Origin of the sequence: Streptacidiphilus sp. MAP5-3 (assembly GCF_041262505.1) — a bacterium.
Taxonomy (GTDB): domain Bacteria; phylum Actinomycetota; class Actinomycetes; order Streptomycetales; family Streptomycetaceae; genus Streptacidiphilus.
The window spans coordinates 38,785-57,646 of the sequence record NZ_JBGCCL010000020.1; the positions used below are offsets into that span (position 1 = coordinate 38,785).

Annotated in this window: 4 protein-coding genes; all 4 read left to right on the forward strand. The window is 74.3% G+C overall.

From position 1 onward, the window contains the following. Positions 1–30 precede the first annotated feature (30 nt). The 4 genes from ABH928_RS25570 to ABH928_RS25585 all read left to right on the forward strand — a co-directional run bounded on the left by ABH928_RS25570 (position 31) and on the right by ABH928_RS25585 (position 18,840). Entirely contained in the window at positions 31–6,369 is a 6,339-nt protein-coding gene (locus ABH928_RS25570) for an SDR family NAD(P)-dependent oxidoreductase (protein WP_370070476.1), read from the forward strand. Positions 6,370–6,482: 113 nt separating this feature from the next. Further along, positions 6,483–15,656: an SDR family NAD(P)-dependent oxidoreductase gene (locus ABH928_RS25575; protein WP_370070478.1), complete on the forward strand. Its 9,174-nt coding sequence runs from the start codon at positions 6,483–6,485 to the stop codon at positions 15,654–15,656. A gap of 8 nt (positions 15,657–15,664) precedes the next feature. After that, a complete protein-coding gene (locus ABH928_RS25580) occupies positions 15,665–18,088 on the forward strand; it encodes a beta-ketoacyl synthase N-terminal-like domain-containing protein (protein WP_370070480.1) in 2,424 nt (807 codons plus the stop codon). Continuing rightward, the gene (locus ABH928_RS25585; RefSeq protein ID WP_370070482.1) at positions 18,085–18,840 is read left to right on the forward strand and encodes a thioesterase II family protein; all 756 of its coding nucleotides are present in this window, start codon (positions 18,085–18,087) and stop codon (positions 18,838–18,840) included. The genes ABH928_RS25580 and ABH928_RS25585 overlap by 4 nt, the downstream gene beginning before the upstream one ends. Positions 18,841–18,862 lie beyond the last annotated feature (22 nt).

Sequence of the window (18,862 nt, forward strand, 5' to 3'; positions counted from 1 at the left end):
CCCGCCCTTCGTGACGTGAGGTCATCCACCATGTCCAAGAACCCCAAGTCCCTTGACCGTCCGGGTGCGGCCGACGACCCGGACCAGTTGATCGCCATTGTCGGCATGGCCGCCCGGCTTCCCGGCGCGCCGGACACCGACGCCTTCTGGCAGCTGCTCACCGAGCGCGGCGACGCGGTCCGTCCGATCCCCGGCGACCGCTGGGACACGTCCGCGCAGCTCGACCCCGAGCGTCAGATCCAGTCCGTCGGCGGCTTCCTCGACGGCGTGGACCTCTTCGACGCCACCTTCTTCGGCATCTCGCCGCGCGAGGCCGAGAGCATGGACCCGCAGCAGCGGCTGATGATGGAGTCCGCCTGGCGCACCCTGGAGGACGCCGGGCGCTCCGCCGCCGAGCTGAAGGGCAGCCGCACCGGCGTCTACGTGGGCGTCTCCTGGCACGACTACGAGATCCGCCGCAAGGAGCACGGCGTCGGCGCGACCCAGCACAGCGCCGTCGGCAACGCGCTGGACGTCGTCGCCGCCCGCGTCTCCTACTACCTCGGCCTGACCGGGCCGAGCCTGGCCGTGGAGACCGGCTGCTCCTCCTCGCTGGTCGCGCTGCACCTGGCGGTCCAGGCGCTGCGCGGCGGCGACATCGACGGAGCGCTGGTCGGCGGCGTCAACCTGATCACGGCGCCGGACGTGTCGATCGGCCTGACCCACTTCGGCGGGCTCTCGCCGACCGGCCGCTGCCAGGCCTTCTCCGCCCAGGCGGACGGCTTCGTGCGCGGCGAGGGTGTGGTGACGGTCTATCTGAAGACGCTGTCCAAGGCCGTCGAGGACGGCGACAAGATCCGCGGCGTCATCGTCCGCACCGCCGTCAACAACGACGGCGGCGGCGAGAGCCTGGTCACCCCCAATCCGGACGGCCAGGAGGACCTGCTGCGTCAGGTCTACGGCGACGGCTCGATCCCGCTGGACCGCGTCGGCTACATCGAGGCGCACGGCACCGGCACCTACCGCGGCGACCCGATCGAGGCGCGCGGCATCGGCCGGGTGATCGGCCAGCGCCGCGACCGGGCGCTCGGCCCCCTCGGCATCGGCTCGGTCAAGACCAACATCGGTCACCTGGAGGCCGCCGCCGGTATGGGCGGCATGGCCAAGGCGATCCTGTCGCTGGAGCACGGCGTGGTCCCGCCGAGCCTGCACAGCGCCGAGCTCAACCCGGAGATCCCCTTCGACGAGCTCAACCTGAAGGTGGTCCGCGAGCCGCTGGAGCTGCCGCAGGACGGCCCGCTCTACGTCGGCGTCAACTCCTTCGGCTGGGGCGGCACCAACGCCCACGTGGTGATCGGCCGCGCGCCGGAGACCACCGCTGTGGTTCGGGCCCCCGACTCCGGCCTGCCGGTGCTGCTGCCGCTCTCCGCCCAGGGCGACGAGGCGCTCCGCGCCCGCGCCACCGAGCTCGCGGACTCACTGCCCGAGGACGCCGACACCGCGACCCTCCGCGCGATCGCCGGGACGCTCGGCCACCAGCGCGACCAGTTCCCGGCCCGGCTCGCCGTGGTCGGCGCCGACGCCGCCGAACTCGCCGCCGGACTGCGGGCCTTCGCCGCCGAGCCGGAGGGTGAGGCGCCCGGTGTGGTCACCGGCCGCGCCCACACCCAGGGCCGTACCGCCTTCGTCTTCCCCGGCCAGGGCTCGCAGTGGAGCGAGATGGGCAAGGAGCTCTACACGGGCAGCCCCGTCTTCGCCGCCGTCATCGACCGCTGCGCCAAGGCCCTGGCCCCGTACGTGGACTGGAACGTCGCCGACGTGGTCTCCGGCGCGGCGGGCGAGGAGTGGCTGGAGCGGATCGACATGCTCCAGCCGGCGCTCTGGGCGATGTCGCTCGGCCTGGCCGAGGTCTGGCGCGCCGCGGGCGTCGAGCCCGACGTCGTGATCGGCCACAGCCAGGGCGAGATCACCGCCGCCACCCTCGCCGGGATCCTTTCCTACGAGGACGGCGCGATGGTGATGGCCCGCCGCAGCGCCATCGCCCGCCGCACCTCGGGCCGCGGCCTGATGCTCGCCGTCGACCTCAGCGTCGAGCAGGCCCGCGCCGCGCTGGAGGGCTTCGAGGACCAGGTCGCGCTGGCCGTCAACAACGGCCCCTCCTCCTGCGTGCTCTCCGGCTACAGCGACGCGGTGCTGATGCTGCGCGAGATCCTGGAGGCCGACGGCGTCTACTGCCGCCTGGTCAAGGTCGACTACGCCTCGCACAGCCCGCAGATGGACGAGCTGCGCGACGACCTGATGGTCGCCCTCGCCGACGTGGCCCCCAAGCATGGCGAGATCGCGCTGATGTCGACCGTGCGCACCGCCCTGCTCGACGGCCCCGAGATGGACTGCGCGTACTGGGTGGAGAACCTGCGCAGCCCGGTCCTCTTCGCCGACACCCTGGGCAAGCTGCTGGACGACGGGATCACCCACGTCGTCGAGATCAGCCCGCACCCGGTGCTGGCCCCGGCGATCGAGCAGCTCGCCGAGCTGCGGGACGAGCCCGCCAAGGTGCTCTCCACGCTGCGGCGCGGCCACGGCGCCCCCGCCGACCTGACGCTCGCCCTGGCCCGCGGCTACGTCGCCGGTCTTGAGCCCTTCGGCCTGCTGCCGCGTGCCGCCCACGCCGCCGTCCCCGGCTACCCGTGGAACCGCACCAGTCACTGGACCGCCCAGGGCCGCCGTCGCCAGTCCGCGGGCGGGGCGCTGGAGTTCGAGCTGGCCCCGCGTCCGGGCGAGGAGGATGCCTGGCAGGGCGAGCTGGAGCTCGACCTGGCGGAGTACCCGTGGCTGCGGGACCACCAGGTCCACGAGGCCGTGGTGCTGCCCGGCGCGGCGATGCTGTCGCTGTCGCTGACGGCCGCCCGCGCCCGCACTGGCGAACTGCCGCGCACGGTCGAGGGTTTCGTCTTCCGCGACAACCTGACCCTCGGCCAGGCTGCGTCGGGTCAGGCCGCGTCGGGTCACGACGTGGTCCGGCTCTCCGCACTGTGGCGCGACGACGTCACCGAGGGCGGCAGCTTCACGCTGCTCTCGCTGGCCGTCGGCACCACCGGCTGGACCCGCCACGCCACCGGCCGGCTCACCCGCCGTGCCCAGCAGCGCGAACTCCCGGCGTTCCCCGAGGCGCTGCTGGAGATCGAGGCCGAGCAGCCCGCCGACTTCTACGCCGCCTGCACCGCACGCGGCCTCAACTACGGCCCGGCCTTCCAGGGCGTCACCGCCCTGCACGCCGAGGGCGTCCAGGCGCTCGGCGCGCTGGAGCTCCCGGCCCGCTGCCGCGCCGGCGCCCGCCCGTCCGCCCTGCACCCGGCGCTGCTGGACGCGGCGCTGCAGGTGTCGCTGGCGTTGGTCGGCGGCGACGAGACGGTGGTTCCGGTCGCGGTGGAGCGGGTGCTGCTCCACAGCGAGCTGGCCGAGCCGGTCGTCGCGGGCTGGTCGCACGCGGTCCGCCGCGGGGCCACCACCTTCGACGTGGTGCTTTTCGGCGCCGAGCGGGAGCCGCTGGTGACGCTGGAGGGCCTGACGCTCCAGGTGCTGGCCGCCGAGGAGATCGACGAGTCCGACACCGAGCTGCTGCACCGGCTCCGCTTCCGCGCCGTGTCGCGCCCCGAGGCTTCGGAGGCTTCGGAGGGTTCCGAGCCTTCGGCCGAGCCGGTCACCGGCTCCTGGGCCGTGGTCCACGCCGCCGCCGACGGGGAGCGGGCGAAGGCCCTGGTCGCCGCGCTGGCCGAGGCCGGAACCACCGCCGCCGCCCTGGCCGTTGAGGCCGCGCCGGACGAGACCGCGCTCGCCGCCTCGCTGCGCGAGCACGAGGGCCTGACCGGCCTGGTGCACCTCGTCCCCGCCGCCGACGCGGGCGAGCCGGCCCAGCGCGCCGCGCTGCACACCCTGGCCTGCCTGGTCCGCGCCACGCTGACGCTGCCCGAGTCGCCCCGGCTGACGGTGCTCACCGTCGACGCCCAGGCCGCCGCCGACGAGGACCGGCCGGACCCCGGCGCGGCCCTGTTCTGGGGCTTCACCCGCGTGCTGCGCCGCGAACACCCGGAGCTGCGCCCGCAGTTGCTCGACGTCGCCGCCGACTGGACCGAGTGGGCCGCCGAGACCGCCGCCGAACTGCTCTGCGGCGACGAGGAGGACCAGCTCGCGCTGCGTCCCACCGGCCGGCTGGCGGGCCGCCTCACCCGGGGCGCCGCGCCCGGCGAGGAGCACGCCTACCCCTGGCACAGCCGCCTCCAGCCGTTCCGGCTCGTCGCCGCCAAGCCCGGCTTCTGGGACAGCCTGGAGTTCCGCCCGCAGAGCCGCCGCACCCCCGGTCCGGGCGAGGTGGAGGTCCAGGTCACCGCGTCCGCGCTCAACTTCATCGACGTGATGAAGGCGATGGGAACCTACCCCGACGGCACCGCCGGGGCCGACCTGCTGGGCGGCGAGTGCGCCGGACGCGTCGTCGCCGTCGGCGAGGGCGTCACCGGCGTGCAGGTCGACGACCGGGTGGTGGCGTGTGTCTTCGGCTCGCTCGCCTCGCACGTCACGGTCCGCGCCGACCACACCCGGCCGATCCCGGACGGCATGGCCGACCAGGACGCCGCCGGGCTGCCGCTGGTGCTCGCCACCGCCTGGCACGGCCTGGTCGACCTGGGCCGGCTGACCGAGGGCGAGACCGTCCTGGTCCACTCCGCCGCCGGTGGCCTCGGCCTTGCCGCGATCGCGGTCGCCAAGTCCGTCGGCGCCCGCGTCATCGCGACGGCGGGCAGCGAGCGCAAGCGCGACTACCTGCGCTCGCTCGGCGTCGAGGACGTCTTCGACTCCCGCGAGCTCACCTGGGCCGACGAGGTGCGCGCGGTGACCGGTGGCCGGGGCGTCGACGTCGTGCTCAACTCGCTCACGGGTGCGGCGATCCCGCTGGGCCTGATGGTGCTGGCCGAGGACGGCCGGTTCATCGAGGTCGGCAAGAAGGACATCTACGCGGACCGCGGCATCGGCCTCGGTGACTTCCGCAAGAGCCTGACCTTCGCCTCAGTCGACCTGGCCGGGCTGATGGACCGTCGCCCCGAGCGCTTCGCCCGCCTCTTCGCGGACGTCTGGGCGCGGGTGCTGACCGGCGAGATCAAGCCGCTGCCGGTCCTGGTGCACACCTTCGCGGAGTCCGCCGAGGCGCTGCGGGAGATGTCGCACGGCAGCCACATCGGCAAGTTCGTGCTGGTCGGCCCCGGCCAGGTGACCGGGATCCGGCCCGAGCCGCTGCCGGGCGGGCGGTTCCGCGCCGACGGCAGCTACCTGATCACCGGTGGTCTCGGCGCCCTCGGCCTCTCCCTGGCCGAGCACCTGGCCGCCAACGGCGCGGGCGGGCTCGCCCTGCTCGGCCGCCGCACCCCGGACGCCGAGGCCGCCAAGCGGATCGAGGCACTGCGGGCGGACGGCGTCCGGGTGGAGAGCTACTCGGTCGACGTGGCCGACACGGCGGCCCTGGCCGCGGTGCTGGACCGGGCGCGGGCCGAACTCCCGCCGCTGCGCGGGGTGTTCCACGCGGCCGGGCTGCTCGACGACGCCACCGTGCTCAACGTCAGGGCCGAGCAGATCGAGCGGGTCATCTCCCCGAAGATCGACGGTGCCCGGAACCTCAACAAGCTGACCGAGGACGACGACCTCGACCTGTTCGTGCTCTTCTCCTCGGCGGCGGCGCTCTTCGGCAACGCCGGTCAGGCCGCCTACGCGGCGGGCAACGCCTACCTGGACTCGCTGGCCGATGCCCGGCGTCGTCGCGGCGTCGCCGGACTCAGCGTCCAGTGGGGCCCGTTCGAGGACATCGGTCTGGCCGCCTCCGACGCCAACCGTGGTGCGCGCCTTGAGGAGCGCGGCATGGGCGGCTTCGGGGCGGAGGACGCCTGGCGGGCGCTCGGCCAGTTCCTGGAGGAGGACGAGCGGGTGCTCGGCTTCGTCCCGCTGAACCTGCGTCAGTGGTTCGACGCCTACCCGGACACGGCTGCCCTGCGCAGCTGGCAGGTGCTCCGCCAGGCCGCCGAGCAGGGTGGCGGGCAGAGCGCCGGCAGCGAGTTCCTCGCCGGGCTGCTGGCTGCGCCGGTGGGCAGCTGGCCGGAGTCGGTCGAGTCGAAGGTGCGGGAGCTCGCCGGGCGCGTGCTGCGGCTGGAGACCACCGCCATCGACCGGGAGACCCCGTTCAAGGCCCTCGGCCTCGACTCGCTGATGAGTCTGGAACTGCGCAACCGCCTGGAGGCAGCGTTCGGCCTCAAGCTCTCGCCGACGCTGCTGTGGACGTACGGCAACACCAAGGCCCTGTCCGGAGTGCTCTGCGAACGGCTCGCCGAGTCGGCCACCGCCGACAACTGAGCGCTGCCGTAAGCCCGGTACCCCTTGCCCGGCTTCGGCTGGGCGGGGGTGCCGGGCACCCCCGCGCCCGCGCCCGGGAGACCCGATCCCTTCCTGTGAGGACGTGCAGACCCATGCAACCGAGCTCCGACACCACAACAGCCGCCGCTGCCACGCCTTCCGGCGCACCTTCCGGCGCACCGGCGACGACGCCGCTGACCCGGGCGATGGACACGATCCGCCGCCTCCGGGCCCAACTCGACGCGGCGAGTGGCCCGCAGCCACTCGCCGTGGTCGGCATCGGGCTGAGGTTGCCCGGCGGCATCGAAGATCTCGACGGCTTCTGGCAGGCCCTCTCCGGCGGGGCCGACCTGGTCCGCCCGATGCCGCGCGCCCGGATGGGCCGCTTCGCCCCGGAGTGGGAGAAGCTGCCGCACCGCGGCGGATTCCTCGACGAGGTCCTGGAGTTCGACGCCGACTACTTCGGCATCAGCCCCCGTGAGGCCCGCGGCCTGGACCCGCAGCACCGGCTGCTGCTGGAGGTCGCCGCCGAGGCGCTGGACGACGCCGCGATCGTCCCCGAGACCCTGGCCGACGCGCGCACCGGCCTCTACGTCGGCATCACCGGCCAGGACTACCGCGACTGGATGCAGGGCGAGCCGGACGCCTACTGGGCCACCGGCAACGGCCACTGCTTCGCGGCCGGCCGCCTCTCCTACACCCTGGGTCTGACCGGTCCAGCCATGGCCGTCGACACCGCCTGCTCGTCCTCGCTGGTCGCCGTCCACCTGGCCCGACAGGCGCTGCGGCGCGGCGAGTGCGACACCGCGCTGGTCGGTGGCGTCAACCTGGTGCTGTCGCCGCGCTCGACGCGGCTGGTGGAGCAGACCCGCTCGCTGGCGCCGGACGGGCTGTGCAAGCCGTTCGACGCGCGCGCCAACGGCTTCACGCGCGGTGAGGGCGCGGGAGTGCTCGTGCTCAAGCGCCTGGACGACGCCGTCCGGGACGGGGACCGGATCCACGCCGTGATCCAGGGCTCCGCCGTCAACCAGGACGGTCGTTCCAGCGGTTTCACCGCGCCCAACGTCCTCGCCCAGACGGCCCTCATCGGCGACGCGCTCAAGGACGCCGGCCTTACGCCCGCCGACATCGGCCTGATCGAGGCCCACGGCACCGGCACCTCGCTCGGCGACCCGATCGAGATGGAGGGCCTGGCGGGCGCGCTCGGCCGCCGCAACAGCGGTGCGCCGCTGCACGTCGGCTCGGTCAAGGCCAACGTCGGCCACCTGGAGGCGGCGGCGGGCATCGCGGGCCTGATCAAGGCCGTGCTCTGCCTGAAGGAGAAGGCGGTCCCGCCGCTGGTCCACTTCCGCACCCGCAACCCGCGGATCGAGCTGGACGGCACGGGCATCACCTTCGCCACCGAGCTGACGCCGTGGCACCCGACCGGTCCGGGCGGTCGCTACGCGGGCGTCAGCTCGTTCGGCATGAGCGGCACCAACGCGCACATCGTGCTGGGCGCTGCTCCGGAGGCCGGTGCTGCTGATGCACAGGCTGTGGACAACGGTGAGCCGACCGGCTTCGAGCTCTCCGCCGCGACGCCGGGCGCGCTGCGTCAACTCGCCCGTCGCCACGAGGAGGCGCTGCGGGCGGCGACGGACGCCGACTACGCCGCCTACGCGTACACCGTGACGCTCGGCCGCTCCCGGCAGGCCGTTCGCGCGCGAGTTGCTGCCGGTGACCGGGCCGCCGCGCTGAAGGCGCTCGCCGCGCTGGCGGCGGGGACGCCGGACACCGCCGTCACCCTGGTCGACGACGCCACGCCGGAGGCGCTCGCCGCGCTGCCGCGCCGGGTGCTCACGCTGCCCGCCTACCCGTGGCAGCGTCAGCGCCACGCCCCGGAGGAGACGGCGGTCGAGACGGCTGCGGTTGCCGCCGCTCCGGCGTTGACCCGGCAGGCCCTGGCGTGGCGGCCGTGGGTGGCCCCCGCATCCGACACTCCTGCGGTCGACGTCACAACGGGCCTGCTGGTACTGGCGGGTGACGAAGCGTCGGTTATCGCATCCATTGCCGCCCGCGCCGGGCGGACCGGGACGGTGCTCGCCCCGGCCGGCATCGCGGACCTCGCGCTGCCCGACGGCTGGGACCGCGCCGCACTCCCGCAGTCTCGCGCGGAATGGGAGCAGCTCTGGGCCGCCCGCCCGGCCGGGCCCGTGACGCTGGCGCTCGCGTTCCGCGCCACCGCGCTGCCCGAGGCCGCAGGTGATTTCGACCCGGCCGCCGCCGGAGCCGCACTCTGCGCGGCCACGACCGACGCCGTGCTCGCCCTCGCCACCACCGACGGCCGCGCCTTCGCGCTCACCCGGGGCAGCCGTCCGGTCCGCGACGGGGACGTGATCAGCGCCACCGACCACGGTCTGCTGCACGGCCTCGCGCCCGTGCTGGGCCTGGAGTCGCCGCGCAGCTGGGGCGGTGTCGTCGACCTCCCGGCCGAGCCGACCGCGGCCGACGCCGACGCGCTGCTGCGCCTGCTGGCCGCCCCGGACGGCGAGGACCTGGCGGCCGTCCGCGACGGCGAGGTCCTGGTCGCCCGCGTGACGTCGTCCTCCGAAGTGACCACCGTCCAGCCGCTGACGATCCGTCCGGACGCCACCTACCTGCTGACCGGTGGCCTCGGCGGCGTCGGACGCGCCCTGATCGCCGACTTCGTCCGACGCGGCGCGCGTCACCTGCTGCTGCTCGGCCGCCGACCGGAGGGCGAACTCGCCGAGCCCGCACGGGAACTGCTCGCCTCGCTGCGCGCCGACGGCGTCCAGGCGCGCTACGCCGCCGCCGACGTCGCCGACCCGCGCGCGCTGGCGCAGGCCCTCACCTCGGCCGCAGCCGAATTGCCGGGACTACCGGAGATCCGTGGCGTCGTCCACGCCGCCGGTACGCTCCCGCACGGCGCGCTGGCCGACGCCGATACGGACTCCTACCTGGCCGCCCTGCGCGGCAAGTTCGACGGCGCGTGGTGGCTGCACCTGCAGAGCATGAGCAGTCAGTGGCCGCTCGACTTCTTCGTTCAGACCTCCTCCGTCTCCGCCCTGTGGGGCACCGACGGTTACGGCGCCTACGCGGCGGCCAACGGCGGTCTGGACGCGATCGGCGCGGTCCGCGCCGCTGCGGGCCTGCCCTCCAGCGTCGTCGCCTTCGGGCCCTGGGCGTTGGACGGCATGGCCGACGCCGACAGTCGCGCCGACCTGGCCCGGATGGGCGTCGTCTCGCTCACCCCGGAGACCGGCGCGGCAGCCCTGGCGGTGCCCGCCTCGGGCAACGACCCGCTGCTGCTGGCCTGCGAGGTGGACTGGCCGCGCTTCATCCCGGTGATGTCCTCGCGCCGGGCCCGCCCGCTCTTCGACGAGGTGGCACCGAAGTCCGCTGCCGCCACTGTCGTGTCAACTCCGAACGGTATGGGTGCCGCAGAGGTGCTGGCGCTGCCGGAGGCGGTCCGCGCGGCGGGCCTGCGCTCGCGCGTCGGCCGCACGGTCGCCGCGATCCTCGGCCACGCCGAGGGCCGGACGATCGAGGAGGACCGGGGCTTCCTGGATCTCGGCCTCGACTCGATCATGGCCTCCGACCTGGCCACCGCCCTCGCCGACGAGTACGCCGTGCCGCTCTCGGTGACAGATGTCTTCGACCACCCGACGGTCGCCGAACTGACGGAACGACTCCTGGAGTTGATCGCTCCGGTGACGGTCGAGCCCGTGGTTCCAGTTGCTGTCGCGCCCGCGCCCGCGCCGTTGCCGGTCGTCGGAGCGGCGCCGGTCGTGACTCCCGTCGCGCCCGCGCCTGCTGAGCGCGTGGTTCAGCCCGAACCGGTGAGGCCCACCGCCCACGAACCCATCGCCATCGTCGGCATGGCCGGTCGCTTCCCCGGCGCGGACTCCACCGAGGAGCTCTGGACGCTGCTGCGCGAGGGCCGGGACGGCGTCGGCGCGGTCACCACGGACCTGTGGGACCGCGAGCGGCTCACCGACCCCGACCCGGTCAAGGCCGGGCGGATCACCACCGACCAGGGCGGGTTCCTCACCGACCGGGCCCGGTTCGACGCCGGGTTCTTCGGCATCCCCGCCCGCGAGGCGCGCAGCCTCGACCCGCAGCACCGGCTGCTGCTGGAGGTCGCCTGGCACGCCCTGGAGGACAGCGGCACCGACCCGCACGGCCTCAAGGGCAGCCGGACCGGCGTCTGGCTCGGTATCTCCAACTCCGACTACGCCCGCCTGCTGGAGCGCGACGGACTGGACCAGCTCGACGCGTACTACTCCACCGGCACCGCGCTCAACGCCGCCGCCGGTCGCCTCGCCTTCCTGCTGGGCCTCAACGGCCCCGCGCTGGCGATCGACACCGCCTGCTCCTCCTCCCTGGTCGCGCTGCACCTGGCGATGCGCTCGCTGCGCGCCGGGGAGACGGACGCCGCGCTGACGGCCGGGGTGAACGTGATCGCCTCGCCCGAGTGCTCGGTCGCCGTCAGCCGGGCGCACATGCTGTCGCCCGAGGGCCGCTGCAAGACCTTCTCCGCCGAGGCCGACGGCTTCGTCCGGGCGGAGGGCTGCGGCGTGCTGGTGCTGAAGCGGCTCAGTGACGCCGAGCGCGACGGTGACCGCGTGCTGGCCGTGCTGCACGGCAGCGCGGTCAACCAGGACGGCGCGTCCTCCGGGCTCACCGCCCCGAGCGGCAAGGCCCAACAGGCCGTCATCGCCGCCGCGTTGGCCGACGCGAACGTCACCGGCGCGGACATCGACTACCTGGAGGCGCACGGCACCGGGACCGCCCTCGGCGACCCGATCGAGCTGAGCGCCGCCTGGTCCGCCTTCGGTGGCGGCCGGGAGCCGGGTCGGCCGCTGATGATCGGCTCGGTCAAGAGCAACATCGGCCACTGCGAGTCCGCCTCCGGTGTCGCCGCCGTCATCAAGACGGTGCTGGCGCTGCGTCACGGCGTGCTGCCGGCCAACCTGCACGCGGACACCCGCAACCCGCGGGTGCCGTGGCGGGAGATGAACCTGCGCGTCGTCGACGAGGCGATCCCGTGGCGGGCGGGTGGGAACGGTGCCAGGCCGCGCCTGGCCGGGGTCTCCGGCTTCGGCTTCTCGGGCACCAACGCCCATGTGATCGTGGGCGAGGCCGCACCGCGTCCGGCGTCCGGTGCGGGCCAGGAGGTGGCCGAGGGGCCGTTCCTGCTGCCGCTCTCCGCACCCGACGCGGAGGGACTGACCCGGGTCGCCGACGGCTGGCGCGAGCGCCTCGCGCAGGCGACGGACGCGCAGGTGGCCGGGCTGGCCGTGACCGCCGGTCGCGGCCGGGCGCACCTGGGCATGCGGCGCGCGGTCGTCGGCCGCACCCGCGAGGAGCTGGCTGCCGCGCTGGAGAAGGAAGAGGCGCACGGCCCGGCGGAGCGCGCGCCCAAGGTGGCGTTCCTCTTCTCCGGCCAGGGCAGCCAGTACTTCGGCATGGGCCGCAGGCTCTACGAGAGCGAGCCGGTCTTCCGCGAGACCTTCGACGCCTGCGACCGGATCGCGGCCCCGGCGCTGGGCATCTCGCTGCACCAACTCCTCTTCCACGGCGTGGAGAAGGACCTGGTCAACCAGACGCAGTACACGCAGCCCGCGCTGGTCTCGCTGGAGCTGGCGCTGGCCGAGCTGTGGCGCTCGTGGGGCGTGACCGCGTCCGCCGTGATCGGGCACAGCGTCGGCGAGGTCGCCGCGGCGATCCACGCCGGGGTGCTCTCCCTGGAGGCGGGCCTGGCCCTGATCACCGAGCGGGCCCGGCTGATGCAGGGCACCGAGCATGGCGGCATGCTGGCCGTCGCGGCGACGCTGGAACAGGTCACCGAGTGGCTCGCCGAGAGCGGCCTGGGTGCCGAAAGCGGGCGGGGTATCGACATCGCCGCCGTCAACGGTCCGTCGTCCGTGGTGGTGGCCGGTGCGCCGGAGCTGCTGGCCGAGTTCGCCGCGCGGATGAAGGAGCGGAAGGTCCAGGCACGCAACCTGGTCGTCTCGCACGCCTTCCACTCGCGGCTGATGGAGCCGATCCTGCCGCAGCTGGAGGCGGTGATGGCGCCGTTCTCCTTCGCCGCGCCGCGCATCCCGATCGTCAGCAACGTCACGGGCAAGCTGGCCCGCCCGGACGAGTACGACCCGGCCTACTGGGGCCGTCACGTCCGGCGTCCCGTCCTGTTCCACCAGGGCGCGGCGCAGCTGGCCGAGTTGGACATCGACTTCTGCCTGGAGATCGGCCCGGACCGCACCTTGGGCAACCTGGTCTCCGCCGCCGGTCTCGCTCCGGCGGGTGGGGTGGCGCCGTCGCTGCGACGCGGCGGTGACGAGCGGGCGGTCATGCTGGCCGCCGCCCAGGCCCTGTACGAGCAGGGCGCGGAGTTGAACTGGACCGCCGTCCAGGCGGCGACCGGCGCGGACCGCGCCGAGGCCCCGCGCTACCCGTTCGCGGCGACCCGCTACTGGACGACCTCTGGTGCTGAGGGCTCACGTGTCCCGGTTGAAGCGGGCCCGCGCAGTACCCGGCACTGGGGGAGCGAGCTCCACTCGCCCGCCCTGTCCGGTCGTGCGTTCTCGTTCGAGCGCCGCTCGGACTTCCCCGCCTACCTGACCGACCACCGCCTCTACGGCACCGTGGTCACCCCGGCCGCTTCGCACCTGGCCACCGTGCTCTCCGCACTCGCGGGCGAGGGACGGCCGTTCGCCGTCGAGGACCTGGTCTGCCCGCGCGCGCTGGTCATCAAGGACGGCGAGCGGTACGAGACGCAGATCCTGGTCGGCACCGGTTCCCACGGTGGCAAGGACGCGCGTGAGCTGAGCGTCCACTCGCTGCTCGACCCGGAGCGCGGCGTCTGGCAGCGCCACATCAGCGGTCGGGTCGGCGAACCCCGCCCGGCCGTGCACCCGACGCCCGACCGCGCGGCCTTCCAGGCCTCGGCGGACCGGCACATCACGGGCGCGGAGTTCTACCAGTACTTCCGCGAGCTGGGCTACACGCTCGGCCCGTCCTTCCGCTGGATCGCCGACGTGTGGATCCGCGGCACCGAGGCGCTGGTCCGCTACGCCCAGCCCGAACTGCCGGACCCGGTGGGCAACTACGAGATCTACCCGGGCCTGATCGACTCCTGCTTCCAGTCCATCGCCGGCTTCATGGTCGACGACGTGGCGGAGGAGGCGCCCTCGCTGGCGATCCCGTTCGCCGCGACCAGGATCTCCTTCCCGGGCCGTCCCGAAGCGGGCGAGGAGCTGTGGGGCCACGTCAGCGTGACCCGCGCCGAGCCGCTGCCGAACGGCCGCAGCCGGGTGGAGACGGCCGACCTGCACATGTTCCGCGCCGACGGCGGCAGCGTGATGGTCGCCGACAGCTTCCGGGTCCGGCACGCGCCGCGTGCGGTGCTGGAGCAGAGCCTGCGCGGCGGCGTCGCGCACGCCTACACGCTCGGCTGGTACCCGCTTCCGAAGGCCGAGTCGGCTGAAGCAGCCCCGCTGCGGATCCGGCTGGTCGGCGGGACCCACTCCCGTGCCAAGGCGCTCACCAAGTCCCTGCGCGGCTTGGGCCACACGGTGACGACCAGCGCCAAGGGCAGTGCCAAGGGCAGTGCCGACCTGGTGCTCGACGCCCGGCTGCTGGCCTTCGGCGACGACGCCCCGGCCGGTGCCGCCGAGGCGCTCGCCGCCGCGACCGGTCTCGCCGCCCAACTGGCCGACGAGACCGGCAGGCAGACCCCGTACGTGGTGCTGGCGGGCGCCGACGCGGCGACCGCTCCGGCCCGCGAGAGCGTCTGGGGCATGCTCGCCGCCCTGGAGGTCGAGGACGCCCAACGTCGGCTGCTGCGCGTCGCGTTGGAGCCGGAGTGGGACGCCGCCGAGCTGTCCGCGCTGCTGACGCGCGCGGTCTCCGCCGATCTCTCCGAGTCCCGGTTCGCGCTCGGCGCGGACGGGGTCCGGGTGGCCCGGTTGGAGGCGGCCGAGGACGCGCCGGAGGACCCGCAGTGGCAGGGCGGCGTGCTGATCACCGGCGGCCTGGGCGCCCTCGGGCTCAGCGTGGCCCGCACCGTTGCTGCCCAGGGCGCTCCGGCGCTGACCCTGATGGGCCGCTCGCAGCCCGACGAGGTGGCCCGCGCGGTCATCGCCGAGCTGGAGCAGGCCGGAGTCGCGGTCACCGTGGTCGCCGGGGACGTCACCCGGGCCGAGGACTGCGTCGAGGCGGTCCGCAGCGCACGTGCCGCGACGCCGCTGCGCGGGATCTTCCACCTCGCGGGCGGCACCGACGACCGGCCCTTCGACCAGCTGACGCCGGAATCCTTCGACCGCGTCTTCGCGGCCAAGGCCTTCGGCGCGGAGAACCTGGCGCACGCCGTGGCCGAGGCCGGACAGGAGCTGGACGCCTTCGTCCTCTTCTCCTCCGTCTCCGCCCTGCTGGGCTCCGCCGGGCAGGTCAACTACGCCGCCGCCAACGGCTACTTGGACGGTCTGGCCCGGCGTCTGCGGGCGTCCGGCGTGCCGGCGACTGCGGTTAACTGGGGTCCGTGGGTGCCGCAGGACCGTCCCGGCCTGGCGGGCAACGCGGTGGTGAGCCGCGCGGCGGAGCGGATGGGCGTCAAGCCCCTCAGTGACGAGGAGGCGCGTCCGCTGTTGGCACTGGCCGTAGCCGGTGACCTGCCGCGGCTGGCGGCCGTGGCGCTGGATCCCGCCCGCTACCGGGAGCGGCTCGCCGGATCCCCGGCGTCCGCGCTGGTCGAGCGGCTGATCCCGACGGACGCCCCGGCCCGATCGGGCCTGTCCGCCGCATCGGCCGCCGCTCCGGCGGCGGGTGACCGGGGCGGGCTGCGCCGCCGCCTTTCGGAGGTGCCCGGCCCGGTCCGCGAGGAGCTGCTGCTGGAGTCGGTCCGCGAGCTGGTCGGCCGCCTGCTGGGCGACCCCGGCGCGGTCCGCGACTCGGTGGGCTTCGCCGACCTCGGACTGGACTCGATCATGGTGATCGACCTGCGGTCCGAGTTGGAGCACGCCCTCGACCTGGACCTTCCCGCGACGGTGGCCATCGACCACCCGACCGTCTCCGCGCTGACCCGCTGCCTCGCCGAACTGCTCTCCGAAGAGGACCAGTCGGCGGCGCAGTCGGACGGGCCCGCGTTCGCCGCGCCCACCGCGCCCGTCACGTCCGTCACGCCCCTCCCTGTACCGAACACCGAGCCGGTCGACCCCGACGCCGACCTCGGCGGGCTCAGCCTGGACGAGCTGCTCGAAGCCGTACGACACGACCTGTCGAATTGAGGACGACCATGCAACTCGAAGAGATCCGTGCCCTGATGGAGGACCAACTCCGGCTCTCCCGCACCCTCAGGAACCGGGTGCGCGAGCTGGAGGACGCCCGGCACTCCCCGCTGGCCGTCGTGTCCGTCGCGCTCCGGCTGCCGGGCGGCGTGACCACCCCCGAGCAGTACTGGAACTTCCTGACCTCCGACGCGGACGGCCTCGGCCCGATCCCCGCCGACCGTCCCGGGCTGCGCGCCGTCCACGACCCGCAGCCCGGGCGGCCCGGCCGCTCCTACGTCGACCGCGCCGGATTCCTTGACGGGATCGGCGAGTTCGACCCCGCGTTCTTCGGCATCTCGCAGCGCGAGGCCGAGGCGATCGACCCGCAGCAGCGCCTGCTGCTGGAGACCTCCTGGGAGGCCTTCGAGCGGGCCGGCATCGCGGTGCGCCGGCAGGAGCGGCTCGACGCCGGGGTCTTCCTCGGCATCATGACCTCGGAGTACGCGGAGCGGTTCGCGGGCCGCGAGGACAAGTCCGCGATCGACCCCTACTACGGGATCGGCGCGGGCCACTCGATGGCCGCCGGGCGGATCAGCTACGTGATGGGCTTCTCCGGCCCGGCGCTCAGCGTCGACACGGCCTGCTCGTCCTCGCTGGTCGCGCTGCACCAGGCGACGCAGAGCCTGCGCCGTGAGGAGTGCCGCTACGCGCTCGTGGCCGGTTCCAACCTGCTGATCTCGGCGGACCTGATGGTCTCCCTGTGCCAGAGCCGGGCCCTGGCCCCGGACGGCCGGTCCAAGTCCTTCACGGCCGCCGCCGACGGCTACGGCCGGGGCGAGGGCATCGGCACGATGGTGCTGATGCGGCTGGCCGACGCCGAGGCGGAGGGCCGTCCGGTGCTGGCCGTGCTGCGCGGCACCGCCGTCAACCACGACGGGGCCTCCTCCGGCCTGACGGTGCCCAACGGACCTGCTCAGCAGCAGGTCATCCGGGCTGCCTACCAGGACGCCCGGGTCGACCCGGCCGAGGTCGGCTGGGTCGAGGCGCACGGCACCGGCACCTCGCTCGGCGACCCGATCGAGGCCGGTGCGCTGGACGCGGTGGTCGGCTCCGGCGCCAAGGGCCGGACTGCGCCGCTGGCGATCGGCAGCGTCAAGTCCCGGATCGGCCACCTGGAGGCCGCCGCCGGACTGGCCGGGCTGATCAAGGTGGTGCTGATGCTCGGTCACGGCGTCATCCCGGCCGCGCTGTCGGAGGACGACGGCGAGCTGAACAGCTTCATCCCGTGGCAGCGCACCCGGCTCACCGTTCCGCGCCGGTCCGCGCCGTGGCCGGAGGCGTTCGCCCGCCGGGTGGCCGGGATCAGCGCCTTCGGCATGAGCGGCACCAACGCCCATGCGGTACTGGAGGCGTACGAGCCCGTGCCTGCAACTGGCGCTGCCGGCGCGGAGGCCGGGCCCCAGCTGGTCGTGCTCTCCGCGCGGCACCCGGACAGCCTCTACCAGTTGGCCGTCGGCACCGCCGAGGTACTGGAGCAGGCGGACCGCGCCCGGCTCCACTCGGCCTGCCACACGCTGCGCGTCGGCCGCACCGCCTTCGAGTACCGGATCGCCGTCACCGGCGCCACCGGGACCGAGCTGGCGCAGGCGCTGCGCACGGCCGTCGAGCAGCACCCTGCCGCACCGGTCGGCGAGGCGCCCGCGGTCCGGCTCGGCGTCGCCGAGGGCCCGCAACTCGCCGCCGCGCTGGAGGCCTTGGGGGCGACGTACCCGGGCCTTCTCCAGGGGGGGAGTGGCCTGCGCGAGCTGCTGGTCGGGCTGGGCGTCCGCGTCCAGTCCGGCGAGGTGGCGCTGCCCGGCGGCGTCCACGCCGCGCTGGAGGTGGACGGCGGCACGCTCCTCCCGCTGCTCGGCGCGGACCCGGCGCGGACGCCGGAGCTGCTGCTGACCGCGCTCGGCGCGCTGCACACCGCCGGAGCCGAACTCCGCTGGGAGGCACTGCGTCCGGCCGGGGCCGAGCTGCTCGGCGACCTGCCGACCTACGCCTTCCGCCGTCGCCGCTGCTGGGTCGACGAGATGCCGCCCGCGGGAACGGGCGGTGGCCACGGTGTCGAGGCCCAGGAGCACGGCACGCCGGACGAGGAGGCCACCCCGGCGGCGGAGAGCACCCGGGAGGTCGAGGAGTTCCTGCGCGCCAAGCTCGCCGAGGTCCTGCGGGCCGACGAGCTCGACGGCACCCGCCCGTTCGCGGAGGTCGGCGGCGATTCGTTCTGCGCCATGCAGCTCACCATCGCCATCGAGGACGAGTACGGCGTCGAGGACGTCCCGCTCGACCACTTCCTGGAGGAGATCCCGCTGGACGAGCTGTTCCTGCGGCTCAGCACCTTCGTCGTCAGCAGCGTCTCCGTCAGCGAGGCCTCCCTCAACAAGGATCTGGAGCAGAGCGCATGACCCCCTTCGTGCGACCGCGTCCGGTGGAGAAGCCGAGACTGCGCCTGATCGGTTTCCACCATGCGGGCGGCTCCGCGTCCGTCTACTACCCCATGAGCCGGGCGCTGCCGGAGGACTGGGACCTGGTCCTGCTGGACCTGCCCGGCCGCGGCAAGCGCCACGGCCAGCAGCCGCTCCACGACATGGAGGAGCTGATCGACCTGGCCGTCGCGGACGTCCAACCGTGGCTGGACGCCCCGTTCGCGGTGTTCGGGCACAGTCTCGGCGCCATTCTGGCGGTCGAGGTCTCGCGTCGGCTCCAGGCGAGCGGCAGCGCGCCGTCCTTCGTCGTCGTCTCCGGCCGGGCCGCCCCGGCCTACCAGGCGCAGGTCTCGCGCGGCCTGCACGAGTTGGAGGACGACGAGCTGCTCGCCGAGCTGCTGGCGCTGGGCGGCACGCCGGACCGGATCCGCGAGGTGCCGGGCTTCGTCGAGCGCTTCCTGCGGATCAGCCGGGCCGACCTCAAGGCCGTCGACTCCTACCGGCCCTCGGCCGGCCGGGAGCCGCTGGGCTGCCCGATCCTCGCCTTCGGCGGGATGGGTGACGCCTGGGCGCCGCTGGACATGGTCCTGGCCTGGGAGGAGGAGACCAGCGGGGACTTCCACACCCGCTTCTTCCCCGGCGGTCACTTCTACTTCCTGGGCGAGCCGTTCGCCGGCTTCACCCGCCAACTGGTCTCGGACGCACGGGAGCTGGAACTGGTCCCGGCCTGAGGTAGGAACGGTGACGGCGCCG

Excerpts from the sequence above, each read along its gene's own strand:
- ABH928_RS25570 (WP_370070476.1), top strand. The coding sequence starts at position 31 with ATGTCCAAGAACCCCAAGTCCCTTGACCGTCCGGGTGCGGCCGACGAC.
- ABH928_RS25575 (WP_370070478.1), top strand. The coding sequence starts at position 6,483 with ATGCAACCGAGCTCCGACACCACAACAGCCGCCGCTGCCACGCCTTCC.
- ABH928_RS25580 (WP_370070480.1), top strand. The coding sequence starts at position 15,665 with ATGCAACTCGAAGAGATCCGTGCCCTGATGGAGGACCAACTCCGGCTC.
- ABH928_RS25585 (WP_370070482.1), top strand. The coding sequence starts at position 18,085 with ATGACCCCCTTCGTGCGACCGCGTCCGGTGGAGAAGCCGAGACTGCGC.